The sequence below is a fragment of the Micromonospora psammae genome (genome assembly GCF_036902725.1).
Lineage (GTDB): Bacteria > Actinomycetota > Actinomycetes > Mycobacteriales > Micromonosporaceae > Micromonospora.
The window spans coordinates 111,117-129,080 of the sequence record NZ_JBAKHM010000018.1 but is presented as its reverse complement, the minus strand read 5'-3'; the positions used below and the strand labels follow the sequence as shown (position 1 = coordinate 129,080).

Annotated in this window: 17 protein-coding genes and 2 tRNA genes; 10 read left to right on the top strand and 9 right to left on the bottom strand. The window is 75.4% G+C overall.

The window, feature by feature from the left end:
- Window positions 1-79: 79 nt before the first annotated feature.
- Window positions 80-150 (bottom strand) — tRNA-Cys (locus V6U79_RS21165).
- A gap of 34 nt (window positions 151-184) precedes the next feature.
- A tRNA-Gly gene (locus V6U79_RS21160) sits at window positions 185-257 on the bottom strand.
- Window positions 258-535: 278 nt separating this feature from the next.
- On the opposite strand from V6U79_RS21160, the gene V6U79_RS21155 reads away from it, so the two are divergent.
- On the top strand, window positions 536-1,138 hold the full coding sequence (locus tag V6U79_RS21155; RefSeq protein WP_334615566.1) for a TetR/AcrR family transcriptional regulator: 603 nt from the start codon (window positions 536-538) through the stop codon (window positions 1,136-1,138).
- A 55-nt stretch (window positions 1,139-1,193) separates the two neighbouring features.
- A complete protein-coding gene (locus tag V6U79_RS21150; protein WP_334533629.1) occupies window positions 1,194-1,775 on the top strand; it encodes a TIGR03086 family metal-binding protein in 582 nt (193 codons plus the stop codon).
- Between the two features lie 64 nt (window positions 1,776-1,839).
- On the opposite strand, the gene V6U79_RS21145 is transcribed toward V6U79_RS21150, so the two are convergent.
- Entirely contained in the window at window positions 1,840-3,033 is a 1,194-nt protein-coding gene (locus tag V6U79_RS21145; RefSeq protein WP_334615565.1) for an alkane 1-monooxygenase, read from the bottom strand.
- A 228-nt stretch (window positions 3,034-3,261) separates the two neighbouring features.
- Here V6U79_RS21145 and V6U79_RS21140 point away from each other — a divergent pair, with 228 nt between their 5' ends.
- Window positions 3,262-6,198 carry a M36 family metallopeptidase gene (locus tag V6U79_RS21140; RefSeq protein WP_334615564.1) on the top strand — a complete coding sequence of 979 codons (2,937 nt, stop codon included), beginning with the start codon at window positions 3,262-3,264 and terminating at the stop codon, window positions 6,196-6,198.
- 47 nt (window positions 6,199-6,245) lie between these two features.
- Here V6U79_RS21140 and V6U79_RS21135 read toward each other — a convergent pair whose 3' ends face one another.
- The gene (locus V6U79_RS21135) at window positions 6,246-7,076 is read right to left on the bottom strand and encodes a hypothetical protein (protein WP_334615563.1); all 831 of its coding nucleotides are present in this window, start codon (window positions 7,074-7,076) and stop codon (window positions 6,246-6,248) included.
- Window positions 7,077-7,257: 181 nt separating this feature from the next.
- On the opposite strand from V6U79_RS21135, the gene V6U79_RS21130 reads away from it, so the two are divergent.
- The 4 genes from V6U79_RS21130 to V6U79_RS21115 all read left to right on the top strand — a co-directional run bounded on the left by V6U79_RS21130 (window position 7,258) and on the right by V6U79_RS21115 (window position 11,248).
- A complete protein-coding gene (locus V6U79_RS21130; RefSeq protein WP_334533641.1) occupies window positions 7,258-7,926 on the top strand; it encodes a class I SAM-dependent methyltransferase in 669 nt (222 codons plus the stop codon).
- A 9-nt stretch (window positions 7,927-7,935) separates the two neighbouring features.
- Window positions 7,936-9,099, top strand: a complete 1,164-nt coding sequence (locus tag V6U79_RS21125; protein WP_334615562.1) for a cytochrome P450 — start codon at window positions 7,936-7,938, stop codon at window positions 9,097-9,099.
- A 428-nt stretch (window positions 9,100-9,527) separates the two neighbouring features.
- On the top strand, window positions 9,528-10,451 hold the full coding sequence (locus tag V6U79_RS21120; RefSeq protein WP_334615561.1) for an ATP-binding cassette domain-containing protein: 924 nt from the start codon (window positions 9,528-9,530) through the stop codon (window positions 10,449-10,451).
- On the top strand, window positions 10,448-11,248 hold the full coding sequence (locus V6U79_RS21115; protein WP_334615560.1) for an ABC transporter permease subunit: 801 nt from the start codon (window positions 10,448-10,450) through the stop codon (window positions 11,246-11,248). The genes V6U79_RS21120 and V6U79_RS21115 overlap by 4 nt, the downstream gene beginning before the upstream one ends.
- Before the next feature lie 21 nt (window positions 11,249-11,269).
- Here the strand turns inward: V6U79_RS21115 and V6U79_RS21110 are convergent, their stop codons facing one another.
- The 4 genes from V6U79_RS21110 to V6U79_RS21095 are packed head-to-tail and all read right to left on the bottom strand — an operon-like array spanning window position 11,270 to window position 15,406.
- Window positions 11,270-11,935 (bottom strand): response regulator, encoded by a 666-nt coding sequence (locus V6U79_RS21110; protein WP_334615559.1) that lies wholly within the window; start codon window positions 11,933-11,935, stop codon window positions 11,270-11,272.
- Window positions 11,932-13,452: a sensor histidine kinase gene (locus V6U79_RS21105; protein WP_334615558.1), complete on the bottom strand. Its 1,521-nt coding sequence runs from the start codon at window positions 13,450-13,452 to the stop codon at window positions 11,932-11,934. The genes V6U79_RS21110 and V6U79_RS21105 overlap by 4 nt, the downstream gene beginning before the upstream one ends.
- 54 nt (window positions 13,453-13,506) lie before the next feature.
- Window positions 13,507-14,211, bottom strand: coding sequence for a dethiobiotin synthase (bioD, locus tag V6U79_RS21100; RefSeq protein ID WP_334533677.1), 705 nt, complete (start codon window positions 14,209-14,211; stop codon window positions 13,507-13,509).
- Between the two features lie 43 nt (window positions 14,212-14,254).
- The gene (locus V6U79_RS21095; RefSeq protein WP_334533658.1) at window positions 14,255-15,406 is read right to left on the bottom strand and encodes an 8-amino-7-oxononanoate synthase; all 1,152 of its coding nucleotides are present in this window, start codon (window positions 15,404-15,406) and stop codon (window positions 14,255-14,257) included.
- Between the two features lie 181 nt (window positions 15,407-15,587).
- On the opposite strand from V6U79_RS21095, the gene bioB reads away from it, so the two are divergent.
- From bioB to V6U79_RS21080, 3 genes are read left to right on the top strand one after another with little or no spacing between them, the layout of a single operon-like run.
- Entirely contained in the window at window positions 15,588-16,583 is a 996-nt protein-coding gene (gene bioB / locus V6U79_RS21090; RefSeq protein WP_334533661.1) for a biotin synthase BioB, read from the top strand.
- An 8-nt stretch (window positions 16,584-16,591) separates the two neighbouring features.
- Window positions 16,592-16,795 carry a biotin synthase auxiliary protein BsaP gene (bsaP, locus tag V6U79_RS21085; protein WP_334615557.1) on the top strand — a complete coding sequence of 68 codons (204 nt, stop codon included), beginning with the start codon at window positions 16,592-16,594 and terminating at the stop codon, window positions 16,793-16,795.
- Between the two features lie 4 nt (window positions 16,796-16,799).
- A complete protein-coding gene (locus tag V6U79_RS21080) occupies window positions 16,800-17,306 on the top strand; it encodes a GNAT family N-acetyltransferase (RefSeq protein ID WP_334615556.1) in 507 nt (168 codons plus the stop codon).
- A gap of 98 nt (window positions 17,307-17,404) precedes the next feature.
- On the opposite strand, the gene V6U79_RS21075 is transcribed toward V6U79_RS21080, so the two are convergent.
- The gene (locus V6U79_RS21075) at window positions 17,405-17,935 is read right to left on the bottom strand and encodes a DUF488 domain-containing protein (RefSeq protein WP_334615555.1); all 531 of its coding nucleotides are present in this window, start codon (window positions 17,933-17,935) and stop codon (window positions 17,405-17,407) included.
- Between the last annotated feature and the right edge of the window lie 29 nt (window positions 17,936-17,964).

Below are 17,964 nucleotides of genomic sequence, written 5' to 3'. Positions count from 1 at the left end.
CTGGGTTTGAACCAGTGACCTCTTCCGTGTCAAGGAAGCGCGCTCCCACTGCGCCAATCGCCCTAGCTCTTTGTTACCGAGGTGGGGACGGGATTTGAACCCGCGTACACGGCTTTGCAGGCCGTTGCCTCGCCTCTCGGCCACCCCACCGAGGTTGCCCCCGTCATGCGTGGCGGCATCTCCGAGCGGACGACGGGATTCGAACCCGCGACCCTCACCTTGGCAAGGTGATGCGCTACCAGCTGCGCTACGTCCGCTTGTCATCCGGCGTTCCCGGTCGACGGATGAGAACTTTAGCCGAGCCGCCGGGCGGTTGCCAAATCGGGGGCGTCGTCGGCGCGGCGGGCGCCACATCCGCTCAAGCTTCCTAGGAGCCTGACCTGGACTCCTGGGCGCGCGCCCGGACGGAGGAGCGGCCGGCGCGTCGCCACAGCCGACGCGCCGGAGAAGGGCTGTCCGGCTTCCGACCGTCGGACGCCCCCACCGGCCGGCTCCGTCACCCGCTGTGGTCGCACCCGTGGGTTACCGTAACGGCGTGACGAGACGTGCCGCGGATGTCCGCCTGGATTCCCTCCTCCGCACGGCCTGCGACGTGATCGTCGAGCGCGGACTCGCCAACACCCGGACGGCCGACGTGGCCCAGGCCGCCGGGGTGAGCCAGGCCCTGGTCTTCTACCACTTCGCCACCAAGGAACGGCTGCTCGCGCAGGCGTTCGCCTACGCGGCGGAGCAGGACCTCGCCCGGCTCGACACGGTGGTCCGGTCCTCCGCGCCGCCGCTGACCAAGCTACGCCGGATGCTGCGCCTCTACACCCCCGCCGGGCGGTCGACCCCCTGGTCCATGTGGATCGACGGCTGGTCGGAGTCGCTGCGCACCCCGGAGGTGGAGAAGGTCTCCCGCCGGCTGGACCTGCGCTGGCGGCAGGAGCTGGCCGAGGTCATCGCCGACGGGGTGGCCGACGGCACCTTCGAGTGCGCCGACCCGGCGGGCGCCGCCTGGCGGATCAACGCGGTGATGGACGGCCTGGCCGTCCAGCTGGCGGTGCACGACCGGGTGATCTCGCGGCGCCAGTTCGCCGAGTGGATCCGCCTGGCCACCGCCCGGGAGCTCGGTCTCGACCCCGCCCAACTCGACTGACCCGCCCCGGGCAAAACCGCGCGGGCCGGCACGAGCAGCCGGAACAATCGGCGGCATGGACCTGCTGGAGGCCTACCGACGCAGTCTGACCGAGTTCACCGACCGGGTGGAGCAGGTCGCGCCGGCGCAGTGGTCGGACCCGACGCCCTGCCCCGACTGGGACGTGCGGACGCTGGTCAACCACGTGGTGACCGAGGACCGGTGGACGGTGCCGCTGCTCGCCGGTCGGACCATCGCGGAGGTCGGTGACCGGTTCGACGGCGACCAGCTCGGCGACGACCCGGCCGAGGCCGCCCGGCAGGCCGCGGGGCAGGCCGAGGTGGCGGCGAACCACCCCGGCGCGCTGGACCGCACGGTCCACCTCTCCGCCGGTGAGACCCCGGCGGCGGAGTACCTGCACCAGCTCCTCGCCGAGCACCTCGTACACGGCTGGGACCTGGCGGTGGCGATCGGCGCGGACCCGCGGCTGGACGCCGACGCGGTCGACGTCTGCGCCCGCTGGTTCGCCGGGCGGATCTCCGACTACCAGCAGGCGGACCTGGTCCGGACCGGAGTCCACGCGCCGGCCGACGCCGACCCGCAGGACCGGTTGATCGCCGCGTTCGGCCGCGACCCGGACTGGGCCCCACCGGCCTGACCCACGAACGCCGGCCGGACGCCCTGTGGGGGCGTGGCGTCCGGCCGGCGTGTCCGGGGTGGGGTCAGCGTGCGTACCCCTGGGTGGCCGCGGGGCGACGGCGCTGGCGCTCCCGCAGCCGGCGCAGGGCCGACGGGTGGACGTTGGCCAGGTCGAGGTCGCCGCCGTAGTGGGCGATCACCCGGTGGTCCATCACCCGCCGCCACAGCGGCGGCACCAGCGCGACGACGACCATCGTGGCGTAGCCGGCCGGCAGCCGTGGTGAGACGTCGAAGCTGCGCAGGGTTTGGTAGCGGCGCAGCGGGTTGGCGTGGTGGTCGCTGTGCCGCTGGAGCTGGAAGAGGAAGACGTTGGTGACGGTCCGGTCGCTGTTCCAGCTGTGCCGCGGGTCGACCTTCTCGTAACGGCCGGCGGCGTTGCGCTGCCGGGCCAGCCCGTAGTGCTCCAGGTAGTTGACCACCTCGAGCAGGGAGAAGCCGACCACCGCCTGGAGCAGCAGGAAGGGCAGCACCACCGGACCGAAGGCGATCACCAGCACGCCGAAGAGGACCACCGTCATCGCCCAGGCGTTGAGGATGTCGTTGCGGTGCGTCCACGGGCTCCGGCCGCGGAGGCGGAACCGGCCGGTCTCCAGCCGCCACGCCGACCGCAGGCTGCCCCAGACGGTACGCGGCCAGAACGCCCAGAAGCTCTCCCCGAGCCGTGAGCTGGCCGGATCCTCCGGGGTGGCGACCCGGGTGTGGTGGCCCCGGTTGTGCTCGACGTAGAAGTGCCCGTACGCGGTGGGCGCCAGGGCCACCTTGGAGAGCCAGCGCTCCGCCGTCTCCCGCTTGTGTCCCAGCTCGTGGGCGGTGTTGATGGCGATGCCGTTGACCACGCCGACGGTGGCCACCAGCCCGGCCGCGCCGACCCAGGAAAGGTCACCCCGGGCCCACACCGCGCAGCAGAGGACCAGCGCGGCGTACTGGGCGGGCAGGTAGAGGTAGGTGAGCCAGCGGTAGTAGCCGTCGGCCTGGAGCCGGGGCACCTCCTCCTCGGGCGGGTTGTGGCGGTCGTCGCCGATGAGCAGGTCGATCGCCGGGATGAGCCCGAAGACCACCGCCGGGGTGAGCCACCACGCCCACGCGCCGCCGGTGGCCCGCCAGCCCAGCCAGCCCAGGAAGGGCAGCACCGGGACGAGCAGGGCCAGCGGCCAGAGCGGTTTGCGCAGGTCGCGCCAGGTGCCGGGAGAAACCGTCGCATCGGTGCCGATGGCCATGCCAACCTCCGATCTCGTGTCTGCCCTCGACTGTGGCACCGGTCACGTCATTTTACAAGAGGTGAGCTTTTGTAAAGCGAAATCAGCGCCGAACGTCACTTCCGAGACACCCACCGTCACCGACGACCTTGTGCGGCCCGGGCGCGGCTGGTATTCACAGATGCGCATGCGTAACCACGCCTGCCCGGGCCGGCGTCGCGCCGGCCCTCGCTCCCACGAGGAGGTCCCGTGCCCAGACCGGAGTGGACAGCACCGACGAGCCGGCGCCGACCCCGGCTCGTCCCCGTACTGGCGACCGCCGCCGTGGTCGCCGCCCTGCTGCCCGGCGGCACCAACGCCGCCGCCGCGCCGGGCGACGCGTCGGCCACGCCACCGGGCCGCTCCGGCCCGTTCGCCGACGGCCACCACGAGGCCGCCGACGTCGACAACCGCGCCGGCACGGCCGCGCCCGACGCCCGCCAGCGCGGCACCGCCCGCCGGCTCGACAGCGGCGTACGGTGGAACCGGCTCGGCACCCCGCACGCGCTCGGCCCCACCCGTACCCCGCTCGCCACCGGCCTGCCGGCGGACCCGGAAGCGGCCGCCCGGCGCTACCTGACCGACAACCGGGACCTGTTCGGCCTCGACGAGGCGGCCGTCGCCGCCATGGACCGGGTGCTCGTCCGCCCGATCGGCGACGGCGCGGTGGTCACCCTGCGGCAGCGCTTCGGCGACCTGCCCGCCGGGCACGACGGCCTGGTCACCGTGGCGGTCGCCGACCGCGCGGTGCTCTCGGTCAGCTCCTCGCTGACCCGGGACACCTCGGCGCCGGCCCCGGCCACCCTCACCGACGAGCAGGCGTACGCCGCCGCCCTCGCCGACGCCGGCCTGGCCGCCGCCGAGGTGGCCCGGCACACCGTCCGGCCGGTCGCCGTGCCCACCCCGCTCGACGGCAACCGGGCCGCCTACGAGGTGAGCCTGATCGGATCGGAGAGCGACCACCCGACCGCCTTCACCACCTACGTCGACGGGATCACCGGGAAGGTGCTGGTCCGGGAGGACCTGGTCGACTTCGACTCGGACAACCCGAGCTGGGCGGTCTACCCCGCCACCCCACCCACCGGAGCCGCCCCCGGGACCGATGAGCGGGTGCGCTGGTGCGGCGATCCCGCGCCCGGCTGCGCCGCCGCCTTCCGTGACCCGGCCACCGGCCAGCCCTGGGACGTCGACGCGGCCACCGGCACGACGACCACCACCACCCGCGGCAACTCCGCCAACACCGTCGTCTCCTGGGGCGCGGGCAGCCCGATGCTCCCCGCCCCGGCCAGCCCGGAGCGCCGCTACGAGTACCCCTTCACCGACCAGTGGCACCAGGCGCGCTGCAACCCGGCGGTCTTCACCTCCGCCCAGCGCAACGACGCCGACGCCGCCGTGGCGAACCTCTTCGCCATGCACAACCGGATGCACGACTGGGCCTGGCACCTGGGCTTCACCGAGGCGACCTGGAACCTCCAGGCGGTCAACCTCACCCCCGCCGGCCTCGGCGGCGACGCCGAGCAGGGGCGGGCCCAGCAGGGCGCGCTCAGCGGCAACCGCAACAACGCCAACCAGGGCACGCCCCGCGACGGCCTCCCGCCGACCACCAACATGTACCTCTGGCAGCCGCAGGCCGGCGGACCGTACCCGCCGTGCGTGGACGGCGACTACGACATGACGGTGATCGGGCACGAGTACACCCACGCCATCACCAACCGGATGATCGCCGGCCCGGACAGCGGCATCGGCGGCCACCAGGGCGGCGCCATGGGCGAGTCGTGGAGCGACCTGCTCGCCGCGGAGTACCTCTACGAGCACGGCCTGCGGGCCCCCGGCGAGACGCCCTTCGTCACCGGCGGGTACGTCACCGGCAACCTGGTCAGCGGCATTCGCAACCACGACTTCAGCCGCAGCCCGCTCAACTACTCCGACGTCGGCTACAACACCGCCGGCCCGGCCGTGCACGCCGACGGCGAGATCTGGAGCGCCACCAACTTCCGGATCCGCTCCGCCCTGGTCAAGCGGTACGGCCTGGGCACCCCGCAGCGGCAGCTGGCCTGCGCGCAGGGCAAGGTCGCGGCGGAGCAGTGCCCGGGCAACCGGCGCTGGGCGCAGCTGGTCTTCGACTCGTTCCTGCTCCAGGCCGCCAGCCAGGTCAGCATGCTCGACATGCGGGACAACCTGCTCACCGCCGACCTGCTCCGCTTCGGCGGGGCCAACCAGGAGCTGATCTGGGCCGAGTTCGCCCGCTCCGGGATGGGCCGGGACGCCGCCACCAACGGCGCCACCGACACCGACCCGACGCCCAGCTTCGCCAGCCCGGCCGGCGGCAACGCCACCCTCACCCTGCGCCCGAAGGGCGACAGCGCCGAGGCGCCGATCCGGCTCTACGTCGGCGCCTACGAGGCCCGGGCCACCCCGATCGCCGACACCGACCCGGCCACCCCGCTGCCGGACACCTTCGAGGCGGTCGCCGGGACGTACCAGCTGCTGGCGGTCGCGCCCGGCTTCGGCCACCAGCGGCTCAGCGTGGTCGCCGAGGCCGGTCGGGAGGGGTACGTCGACCTGCGGCTGAGCCGCAACCTGGCCTCCACCGCCTCCGGCGCCACCATCACCGGCGACGGGGTCAACCTGGACCGGATCGGCGACGACACCGAGGCCACCAACTGGGCGTCGCTGACCGGGGTGGCCGGCAAGGGGGTGACCGTGGCGCTGCCCGGCGACGCGCCCCAGGTGGTCAAGCGGGTCAACGTGAGCGCCATGCTCCGCCCGGCGATCACCGGGGACGCCGACGCGGGCGGGCAGAACGCGCTGAGCGCCCTGCGCTCGTTCGCCGTGCTCGCCTGCAACGCGAAGACCACCGACTGCGCCGACCCGGCCCGCTGGGAACGGATCCACACCAGCGCCGCCGACGCGTTCCCGGGTGGGAAGTACCGGGCGTACATCCGGGACATCAACCTGCGCTCGTTCCCGGTGCCGACGACGCTCGCCACGCACCTGCGTCTGGAGGTGCTGACCAGCCAGTGCACCGGTGGCCCGGCGTACGCCGGTGAGCAGGACGACGACCCGGCGACCAGCACCGACTGCGCGACCAACAGCCCGGCCCGTGACCAGGTCCGGATCGCCGAGTTCCAGGTGTTCTCGAAGTGACCCCCGCCGGGGTCGGGCGGTCCGCCGCCCGACCCCGGCGGCCCCGATCAGCGCCGAGCCTGCGTCCAGCGGCCCGGCCGGCGTTCGAACGGCCGCCCGCCCTCCGGCGCCCCGTCGGCCGTTCGGGTGAGCTGCCGCAGCCGCAGCAGCAGCCCCACGCCGAGGAAGAGCAGCAGCCCGCCGAGCAGGAAGGCGGCCTGGACCAGGCCGAAGCCACCAGGGCGGGACGCCGCCCGGTTGGCCGTGGCCGGCGGCGGCACCTCGGCCACCGCCTCCTCGGTCGGGACGGCCACCTCCTCCGTCGGCTCCACCGTCGGCTCGGCCGGCACCGTCGACCCGGACGGCTCCGGGGTCGGGATGTCCGCCGTCGCGAGACCCACCACCTCCCGGGTCGCCGTCCGGCTGGCGAGCAGCCGCAGCCCGGCGTCGTACGCCTCGGCGGCGAGGGTCAACCGTCCCCGGGTGACGTCCTCGGCGAAGGCCACCCGGTAGCGGGCGGTGACCGTGCGGTCCGGGCAGAGGGTGCCGGGGTCGAGCTGCCGGTCGGTGAGCCGGGCGACGGCTCCCTCCGCGCGGATCTCCAGCGGGAAGGAGCCGGACTCCTCGACCCGGTCCATCTTCACCTGGTCCAGCCGGAGGCCGCCGGCGACGGTGAGCACCATCGACCAGCGGACCTTCACACACCCGCGCCCGCTGTCGCGGGACACCACCGCGGAGACCGTCCGCACCTGGTCGCCCGCGGTGAACTCCTCGGGCAGGCCGCTCAGCTCGGTGGCGAAGCCGGGCGCCGCCGACGCCGGCACGGGCGCCGCCAGCCCTGTCCCCGACAGGCAGGCCAGCACCACCCCGACCCGCAGCGCCTTCCGCCACACCGTCACCACCGCCTCGTCCTTTCGTCGGTCCTGTCCACCCGCCACGCTATGAGCGGGCAGGGGAAGCCGGTAGACGGGCGTGTTCGCGTAGATCGTGAAGTCCGGGGCCGGTTATCACCGACAGTGGTGAACCGATCACGGTCGACCCGCGACACGCCGGTCCGCCCGGCCGGGGGAGAATCCTCGGATGCCCGACCTCTCCGCGGCCTTCGTCCGGCTGCACGCCCGGCTCACCCCGGTCGCCTTCGTCCCCGAGGTGCGGCTGCATCAGGCCGACGAGCCGATCGGGCTCTGGGAGCTGACCGAGGGCGAGTTCCGCAGCGCCCAGCCGCCCCCGTTCTGGGCCTTCGCCTGGGCCGGTGGGCAGGGGCTGGCCCGGTACGTCACCGACCACCCGGAGCTGGTCGCCGGCCGCCGGGTGCTCGACCTGGCCTCGGGCTCCGGCCTGGTCGCGATCGCCGCCGCCCGCGCCGGCGCCGCCGCGGTCCGCGCCGTCGAGGTCGACGAGCGGGCCGTCGCGGCGGTCACGCTCAACGCCGAGGCCAACGGGGTACGCGTCGACGCGGAGCTGGGCGACATCCTCGACGGCGACGCCGGCGACGCCGAGGTCGTGCTCGCGGGCGACGTCTTCTACAGCGAGGCGATGGCGCGGCGGATGCTGCGCTTCCTGCTGCGGGCGGCCCGCGCCGGCGCCCGGGTGCTGGTCGGCGACCCGGGCCGGGCCTTCCTGCCCCGGGAGCGGTTCAACGAGCTGGCCGCCTACGAGGTCCCCGTGTCCGAGGCGCTGGAGAGCGTACGGGTGAAGCGCACCACCGTCTGGGAGCTGAACGCGGCCCTGCCCGGAGCCGCCCGTTAGCGTGTCGGCGTGCTGTTCCGGAGCTGGGACGAGTCCGTCGACGAACGGTGGCCCGACGTGGCCACCGTCGCCGACCACGTCGGGGTCGACCATCTCGTGGTGACCCGGCACGCGCTGGTCCGGCAGGTCCTCGCCGACCCGACCACCTGGCGGCCGGAGAACGCCCTGGACGCGGTGACCCCGATGCCGGTGGCGGCCCTGCGGATCCTCGCCCGGCACCGCTTCCGGTTGCCGCCGACCCTGGCCAACAACTCGGGGCCCAGTCACCCGCAGATCCGGGGCATCGTCGCCGAGGCGCTGCACCCGGACCGGGTGGCCGCCCTGCAACCCTGGCTGGCCGACCTGGTCCGCGGTCGGGTGGCGCGGCTGGCCGACGCGCTGGACGCCGGCGAGCCGGTCGACCTGTACGCCACCCTCGCCGCCGACCTCCCACTGCTGGCGCTGGCCCGCCTCGTGGCGCTGCCGGACGCCCCGGTCGGCACGGTCAAGGAGTTCGCCCGGGCCGCGCTGGAGCTGTTCTGGGCACCGCTGGACGCCGACCGGCAGCAGGCCCTCGCCACCGAGGTGGGCCGGTTCCACACCGTGCTGCGGGACTTCGCCGCCACCGGGGGTGGGCTGGCCGCGTCGCTGCGGGCCGCCGGGCACTCCCCCGACGTGGTGGTCGGCGCGCTGTTCTTCCTGCTGGTCGCCGGCCAGGAGACCACCTCGCAGTTCCTCACCCTGCTGCTGCACCGGCTCACCGGCGAGCCGGAGGTCCGCGCCGGGCTGCGCGCGGGCACCGTCGCGGTCGCCGACGTGGTCGAGGAGGGGCTGCGACTGGAACCGCCGATCGTGACCTGGCGGCGGGTGGCCGCGGTGGACACCACGCTGGGCGGGACCGCGGTGGCGGCGGGCACCAGCGTGGTGCTCTGGCTGGCCCGCGCCGGACGCGACCCGGCGGTGGTGGCCACGCCGGACGCGTTCCGACCCGGACAGCGCGGGTCGCGCCGGCACCTGGCGTTCGGGGCGGGCGCGCACCGCTGCGTCGGCGCGCAACTGGCCCGGATGGAGGCGGCGGTGGTGGTGGCCGAGGCGGCCCCGCTGCTCGACGGGGTGACCGTGGTACGTCCACCGTGGTGCCCGGACAACCTCACCTTCCGGATGCCGGACGCCTTCGTGATCCGCCGGCGCTGACCCGCTCCGCCCGTGGCGGCGCATCGCCACGCGAGCCCGGCCTCTCCCCACCCGGCGGTGCCGCAACGCCGCCACCACCGCTCGCAGCGGCGCCGAACCGGTGGATCCGAGCCGGCACCACCTTTTCGGCTCCCTTTGGAGCTGATGTCGCAAACGATTCAGGCTGCCCCCGGCGCATGAGTCGTTTGCGACATCAGCTCGAAAGCGGACGAGCAGTACGGCCGGCGGTACGGGCGGACCGCCCCGCGGCGTCGGCCCGACGAGGACGCAGCCACGTGCGACGGCGCCACCTGCGACGGCGGCCCGACCGGGACGGCGGGGCGGCGGGGCGGGCGGGGCGGCGGGGCGGGAGCACCTGACGAAAGTCGGGTGGGGCGGAGGCCGATCGGCAGCGGCGAGGCCGGCCCGCCGGTCCCTACCGTCAACGCATGATCACACTACGTGGGTTGACGAAGAGGTTCGGGGCGGTGACGGCCGTTGAGGACCTGACCGTCGACATCGCACCGGGGCGGGTCACCGGGTTCCTCGGCCCCAACGGCGCGGGCAAGTCCACCACCATGCGGATGGTGCTCGGCCTGGACCGGCCGACCACCGGCCGGGCCCTGGTCGGCGGGCGGGCGTACCGGGAGCTGCGGCATCCGCTGCGGGAGGTGGGGGCGCTGCTCGACGCCCGGGCGATCCACCCCGCTCGGGCGGGCCGAGCGCACCTGCTGGCCATGGCCCGCAGCAACGGCATCCCGGCCCGGCGCGTCGACGAGGTGCTCGCCGTGGCCGGCCTCGACGACCGGGCCGCCGCCAAGCCGGGACGGACCCTGTCGCTCGGCATGGCGCAGCGACTCGGCATCGCCGCCGCGCTGCTCGGCGACCCGCCGGTGCTCATGTTCGACGAGCCGGTCAACGGCCTCGACCCGGACGGCGTGCGCTGGATCCGGCAGCTCACCGCCGGTCTCGCCGCCGAGGGACGGACCGTCCTGCTCTCCAGCCACCTGATGAGCGAGATGGAACAGACCGCCGCCCACCTGGTGGTGATCGGCAAGGGGCGGCTGATCGCCGACGCGCCCGTCGCGGAGGTGCTCGCCACGGCCGCGACCGCCGCCGTGCGGGTGCGCGGGCCGCGCCCGGAGGCGCTCTCCGCGCTGGCCGGGCGGCTCACCGCCGAGGGGTACGCGGTCACGGTCGAGGGCGCGCGGGACCTAGCGGTCACCGGGGCCACCGCCGCCCGGATCGGTGACCTGGCGTACGAGCTGGGCGTGCCGCTGCACGAGCTGACCCCGGTGGCCGTGACGCTGGAACAGGCGTTCATGCGGCTGACCGGCGACGCGGTCGAGTACGCCGCCGGAGGTGCCCGGTGACCGCGATCTCCCCCGCCCGCCCGGCCGCCCGGGGCGGCGGACTCGCCGGCGCGGTGGCCGCCGAGTGGACCCGGCTCTGGTCGGTGCGGGCCACCTGGTGGACCCTGCTGGCCGGCGTACTGCTGATGGCCGCCACCTCGGCCCAGCTGGCCATCTACGCGGACAACGCCAACACCAACGACGACCCGGCCGACGACCGGGGCGTGGTCACCGTCGGCAGTGTGCTGATCGGCGCGCTCGACCTCACCCAGTACGCGGTGCTGGCGCTCGGCCTGCTCGCCATCACCAGCGAGTACGCCACCGGCACCATCCGCACCACCCTGCAGGGCACCCCGTCGCGGGGGCAGATGCTGCTGGCCAAGGCGGTGGTGTCCGGCGCGGTGACGTTCGCCTTCGGGCTGCTGCTCGGCCTGGTCGGCGTCCTCGCGGCGGCTCCGCTGCTCGGCGAGTGGGGCCGCGTACCGCTGGGCGGGACGCTCCGCGACGTGCTGGCCACGGCGGTGTACCTGGCGCTGGTGGGAGTGCTCGCCCTCGGCCTCGGGGCGGCGCTGTGCAGCGCGGTGCTGACCCTCACCGTGCTCTTCGCCGTGCTGATGATCGTGCCGCTGTCGCTGCGCGAGCCGGACATCACCCTGCTCACCCGGATCTCCGACGCCTTCCCCGGCGTCGCCGGCGGGCACTTCCTGGCCGGGGAGACCGACCCGTACCCGCCGGTGGTGGGCCTGGCGCTGCTGGTCGGCTGGGCCGTCGCGGCGCTGGCGCTCGGCCGGGCCGCGCTGCGCCGCCGCGACGCCTGAGCCAGGGGCGGGGCGGGCCGGTCAGCCGGCCAGCCCCGCCTCGTACGCGATGATCGCCGCCTGCACCCGGTTACGCACGTCCAGCCGGGTGAAGATGCTGGTCAGGTAGCCCTTCACGGTGCCCTCGGTGAGGAAGAGCCGGCGGGCGATCTCGGCGTTGGACAGTCCCGCGCCGACCAGGCCGAGCACCTCGCGCTCCCGGTCGGTGAGCCCGGCCGTGCGGTCCCGGGCCGCCGGCACGCGGGCCATCCGGTCGCCGTTGAGCTCGATCACCCGCCGGGCCACCCGCGGCGACAGGTACGCCCCACCGTCGGCGACCGCCCGTACCCCGGTGATCAGCTCCCGGGGGTCACCGGCCTTGAGCAGGAAGCCGCTGGCGCCGTGACCGAGCGCCCGGGCCACGTGCTCGTCCTCGCCGAAGGTGGTGAGCATGACGGTGGCCGTCGCGGGCACCAGCCGGCGGATCTCCGCCGCGGCGGCGAGCCCGTCCAGCTTCGGCATCCGGATGTCCAGCAGCGCGACCCGGGGCCGGTGGGCCCGGGCGAGCTCCACGGCGGCACGCCCGTCGCCGGCCTCGGCGACCACCTCGATGCCGGGGTCGGCGGCGAGGATGGCCCGCACCCCGGCCCGGACCATCGCCTCGTCGTCGGCGAGCAGCACCGTGACCGGCCCGTCGTCGGTGGTCATGTGGTCGTCCGTCCCTTGCTGGCCAGGCGGTCGTCGGCGAAGCAGAGCCGCCAGGTCGGCTGGGCCAGCGGGAAGTCGCCGTCGGTGTAGTACTCGCAGGTCACCCCGGCGGGCGGGGACGGCGCGTCGACGGGCGGCTCGACCTGCCGGCGGGGCAGCCCGGACAGCTCCGCCCGGGGCGTGCCGATCCGCATCCGCTCGAACGTCGGGCCGTCGAGCACCGCGCCAGTGGTGACGACCGGGTAGTAGACCAGCGACAACAGCAGCGCGACCGCCGGTGGCGCGGCGAGCGCGGCGAGCAGGCTGCGCCGCACCCCGCGCCGGGCGTCGCGCAGCGGCCCGGGCTCCCCGGACCGTCCGCCGTCGATGGGGCCGGGGCGCGGGGAGCCGTCGGCCACCGGCAACCGGGCCGCCACCGCGAAGCCTCCGTCGCCGGTCGGGCCGGCGTCGAGGGTGCCGCCGGCCAGCCGTACCCGCTCGCGGAGCGCCACCAGGCCGGAGCCGTGCGACGGCGGCCCGGGTAGCGGCCCGGCCGGCGGTGCGGCGTTCACCACCCGCACCTGCACCCGGTCGTCCACCCCGGTGAGGGTGACGGTGACCGGGGCGCCGGGGGCGTACCGGGCGGCGTTGGTGAGCGCCTCGCGGACCACCCGGTGCGCGGCGTGCGCGGTCAGCTCCGGCAGGTCGGCGACGTCCGGCGTGGCCTGCAGGCGCACCACCATGCCCGCCTCGCGGGCACCCTCGACCAGGTCGGCGACGCTCTCCCCGGCGGGGCGGGTGGTGGCCGGGGCGTCCGCCTCGCGGAGCACCCCGATGATCCGGTGCAGCCGCTCGGTGGCCCCGGCCACGCTGGCCCGCAGCTCACCGGCGGCGGCCCGGTGCCGCGGGTCGAGGTCCCCGGCGACCTCCAGGGCGGCGGCGCGCAGCGCGATCAGGCTCAGCTCGTGGCCGAGCGAGTCGTGCATGTCCTGGGCGATCCGGGCCCGCTCCCGCAGCCGGATCCGCTCGGCGGCGCCCCGCTGCTCGCGCTGCACCGCCTCGGCGTGCTCCCACCCGGCGAGCACCAGCGCCTGCTGCTGCCGCCGGTACCGGCCCACCAGCCAGGGGAACACTCCGGCGCCCAGCAGCACGCAGCTGAGCAGGAACCAGGTGGCCAGGCCGGTGTCGAGCAGCACCAGGTGCAGCACCGTGCCACCGGCCGCCACCGCGGCGAAGATCGCTCCGGCGGGGGCCGCCCGTTCCCCGCGCCGCCCGGCCAGGTAGCTGAACACCAGCAGGGCGAAGACGAAGTTGCCGTCCACCGCCGAGCCGAGCAGCACCAGCACCACGGCCACCGCCGGCAGCCGCCGGCCCACTGCCACCGCGGCCGCCAGCAGCAGCACCGAACCGACCAGCAGCGGTACGACCCAGCGCTCGTACGGCGGGGTCAGCCGCGCGTACGCCATCGGGGCGGCGAGCCCGGCCCAGAGCGCCAGGTCGCCGGCCACCTGCCGGCGCCGGATTCCACGTTCGCGCACGTCGGCCAGGCTACCGACGCCCGGCGGGCCCGGGCACCGACGAAGGTCAGGTGGTCAGCTGATGTCCTCGGCCCAGGCCCGCCAGTCGTCCAGCACCCCGTAGAGGGCGGGCGTGAGCCAGCCGGGCGCGGAGCGCCGGAAGACGCCCGGGTCCATCGACCCGGCACCCGCCGGCAGCGCGCCGAGCAGGTTCGGCAGCAGGTCCGTGAGGTTGGTCCAGTGCACCAGCTCCGGCTCCGTCGGCCAGGCGCCGATCACCACGCCGGCCGGGATGGCCCGCCGTTCGAGCGCCTCCAGGGTGAGCGCGGTGTGGTTGAGCGTGCCCAACCCGGCGCGGGTGACCACCACGGCCGGAGCGCCGAGCGAGACCGCCAGGTCGGCCACCGTCCACGGCTCGCCGGAGGGACGCAGCCCCATCGGTACGAGCAGCCCGCCGGCCCCCTCGACGAGCACCAGGTCGTGCTTGTCGACCTCCTCGCGGATCGCGTCGACGGCGGTGTAGAGCTCCAGCGGCTCCAGCTCGGCGACCCGGGCCGCGGCGAGCGGGGCGAGCGGATCCGGATAGCTGGCCAGGGTGCGGCCGGTCAGCGGGGCGGCCAGTCGGGTCACCGAGTCCACGTCACCGGGCTCGCCGGTGGCCGTACCCGTCTGGCCGGGTTTGACCACCGCGACCCGCAGGCCGGCGGCCTGCGCGGCGGCCGCGACCGCCGCGGTCACCACCGTCTTGCCCACCTCGGTGTCGGTGCCGGTGACCAGCACCGCACCCTTCCACGGCGTCGTCACGACGACACCTCCGGCCCGTTCACGGCACCACGCTCATGGGGGCGCACTCCACGATGATCTCCAAAGCCCGTTCGAAGTCCGCCCGCGACACCCCGGCGGAGAGGGTGAGCCGCAGCCGGGACCGGCTGTCCGGGGTGGACGGCGGCCGGAAGCAGCCCACCGCCACGCCGCGGTCGCGGCAGTCCGCGGCCCAGGCGGTGGCGGCCTCCGGGCCGGGGGCGGTCACCGACACCACGGCCGCGTCGGGGGTCGACACGGTGAGCCCCGCCGCGCGCAGCCGGCGCACCGCCAGGGCGGCCCGGTCGGCCAGCTCCGCCCGCAGGTCGTCACCGGCGCGGGCCAGCGCGACGGCGGCGTGCACCCCGGCGGCGACCGCCGGGGGCGGCGCGGTGTCGAAGATGAACGTCCGGCCGGTCTCCACCAGGTGCCGGACCAGCTCCGCCGGACCCGCGACCACCCCACCGGCGCCCCCGAGGGCCTTGGAGAGGGTCGCGGTGACCACCACGTCCGGCTGGCCGGCGAGACCGGCGGCGGCGACCCCGCCGGCGCCGGCCGGGCCGGTGACGCCGAGCGCGTGCGCGTCGTCGACCAGCAGCAGCGCGCCGTGCCGGCGGGCGACGGCGTGCAGCGCGGCGAGCGGCGCCAGGTCACCGTCGACGGAGAAGACCGACTCGGTGACCACGACGGCGGGCCGGCCGGGGGCGGCGGCGAGCGCGGCGGCCACCGCGTCCACGTCGGCGTGCGGGGTGACCACGGTCTCCGCGCCGGAGATCCGGCAACCATCGATCAGCGAGGCGTGGTTGTGGGCGTCGGAGACGAGCAGCGTACGGGGCTGCACCAGGGCCCGGACCGCGCCGAGGTTGGCCAGGTAGCCGGAGGAGAAGACCAGGGCCCGGTCGGTGCCCAGCCAGGCGGCGAGGGCGTCCTCCAACGCGTGGTGGGCGTCCGTGGAGCCGCGCACCAGCCGCGACCCGGTCGCGCCCAGCCCGTACGCGGACAACGCCCGCGCCGCGGCGGCGACGACCTCGGGGTGGGTGGCCAGGCCGAGGTAGTCGTTGCCGGCCAGGTCGATGACCGGGTCGCCGGCGGCGCGGGGCCGCAGGGTGCGGGTGAGCCCCGCCTTGGCCCGCAGCTCGGCGCGGCGGTCGAGCGCCGCCAGCCAGTCCGCCACCGTCACTCCCCACACCGTCGGCCAGTTCCGCCGGGCGAAGTTACCACCCGCCGGTGCGGGCCCGGCGATTCCACCGGGTGCGCCTCGACCTCGGCGTCGCCGGCCGCCCGACCTCGTCGAACGGCGGGGCCGGGGGAAGCGGCCATTTCTCCCCGTCGGGCGGCCTTGTAGGGTACGAGCCATGCCAGAGATCCTCGACCAGGCCCGCACCCAGGTGCTGGAGAACGGTGTCGGCCTCGACCAGGCCGGCGTCCTCGCCGTGCTGAACCTGCCCGACGAAGACGTGCCCGCCGCCCTCCAGCTCGCCCACGAGGTGCGGATGCGCTGGTGCGGCCCGGAGGTCGAGGTCGAGGGCATCGTCTCGCTGAAGACCGGCGGCTGCCCGGAGGACTGCCACTTCTGCTCGCAGTCCGGCCTGTTCACCTCCCCGGTCCGGTCGGTCTGGCTGGACATCCCCTCGCTGGTCGAGGCGGCGAAGCAGACCGCGGCGACCGGCGCGACGGAGTTCTGCATCGTGGCCGCCGTGCGCGGCCCGGACGCCCGCCTGATGAAGCAGATGCGCGAAGGGGTCGCCGCCATCAAGGCGGAGGTCGACATCCAGGTCGCCGCGTCGCTGGGCATGCTCAGCCAGGAGCAGGTCGACGAGCTGGTCGACATGGGCGTGCACCGCTACAACCACAACCTGGAGACCTGCCGCTCCTACTTCCCCAACGTGGTCACCACCCACTCGTGGGAGGAGCGCTGGGAGACGCTGCGGATGGTCCGCGAGTCCGGCATGGAGGTCTGCTGCGGCGGCATCCTGGGCCTGGGCGAGACGGTGGAGCAGCGCGCCGAGTTCGCCGCGCAGCTCGCCGAGCTGGACCCGCACGAGGTGCCGCTGAACTTCCTCAACCCCCGCCCGGGCACCCCCCTGGGTGACCGCCCGGTGGTGGAGGGCAAGGACGCGCTGCGCGCAATCGCCGCGTTCCGGCTGGCCATGCCGCGCACCATCCTCCGGTACGCGGGCGGCCGCGAGATCACCCTCGGCGACCTGGGCACCCGCGACGGCCTGCTGGGCGGCATCAACGCGGTGATCGTCGGCAACTACCTGACCACGCTGGGCCGGCCGGCGACCGCCGACCTGGAACTGCTGGACGACCTGAAGATGCCCGTCAAGGCGCTCTCCGCCACCCTGTGAGGTAGCCGGTGACCGAGTTGGCCGAACCCACGACGGCCTGGTGCGACCGCTGCGGCGAATCGGCCGCGGCGGGCCCGCACCTGGGGTGCGCGACCGCGCGGGCGTTGGAGCCGCCCCGGTACTGCGGGCACTGCCGGCGCCGGATGAAGGTGCAGGTGCTGCCGGTCGGCTGGTCGGCGGTCTGCGTCGAGCACGGCGAGCTGCGGGGCTGACCCGGTGCTGCGGGGGCGGTCGGTCACGTTGCGTCCGGTGACGGACGCCGACGTGTCCGCCCTCGCCGCGATCCGCGCCGCCCCCGAGGTCCGCCGCTGGTGGCGCGGGGGCGACGACCTCGCCGCGGCGGTCCGCGCCGACCTCGCCGACGACGACCTCACGGTGTACGCCATCGAGCACGACGGCCGGGTCGTCGGGGCGATCCAGTGGTTCGAGGAGTCCGACCCGGACTACCGGCACGCCGCGCTGGACATCTTCCTCGACCCGGCCGTGCACGGCGCCGGGCTGGGTGGGGACGCCGTCCGCACCCTGGCCCGGCACCTGATCGACCAGCACGGCCACCACCGGCTCACCATCGACCCGGCGGCGGCCAACACCCCGGCGATCCGCGCCTACGCCAAGGTCGGCTTCCGCCCGGTCGGCATCCTGCGCCGCTACGAGCGGGGCGCGGACGGCCGCTGGCAGGACGGCCTGCTGATGGACCTGCTCGCCGACGAACTCGCCGACTGAACCACGACCGCGACGATCAGGGCCAGCCGCGGCCGCCGGCAGGACGACTGGCCGGCCGGGAACGCGGGTCGGTGTCCGGGGCGCGGGCGGGTGGGTCTTCAGCCGTCCCAGCGGAGGTCGTGGTCGCCGTCCCGGCGGGCCCCGGCGGCGGGCCGGTGCGGGGCGAGCCGGCCGTCCGGCATCAGGTGGTGCACCGGCACGTCGTGGCCGAGCACCGCCACGTCGGCGATCAGTCGCCGGTGGCAGCGCCACCAGACGCTCTCGCTGCACATCACCGCCGTGGTCCGGGCCGCCGCGTCGGCCAGCACCGCGTCCAGCGCCGCCCGGAAGTCGGGGGTCCGGGTGTACGCCGCGTACGCCCGGAAGGCCGGGACCGTCCACCAGGTGTCCGGCTGCGGTGCGCCCGCCGGGATGTGCCGCCGGCCGCCGAGGCGCGGCTCCCAGCGGTAGCCGATCCCGTGCTCCGGTAGCCAGCGTTCCAGCTCCTCCCAGCGGACGTCGGGGTTGGTGCGGCTGGCGGGGAACCGCCGCACGTCCACGACCAGCGCGATCCCCGCCCCGGCCAGCAGCTCCCCCAGCCCCGCCCGGTCGGCCGCCCCGTGCCCCACCGTCACCAGTCCCCGCTCCACCACCACATCCTGCCGTGAATCCTGGGCAG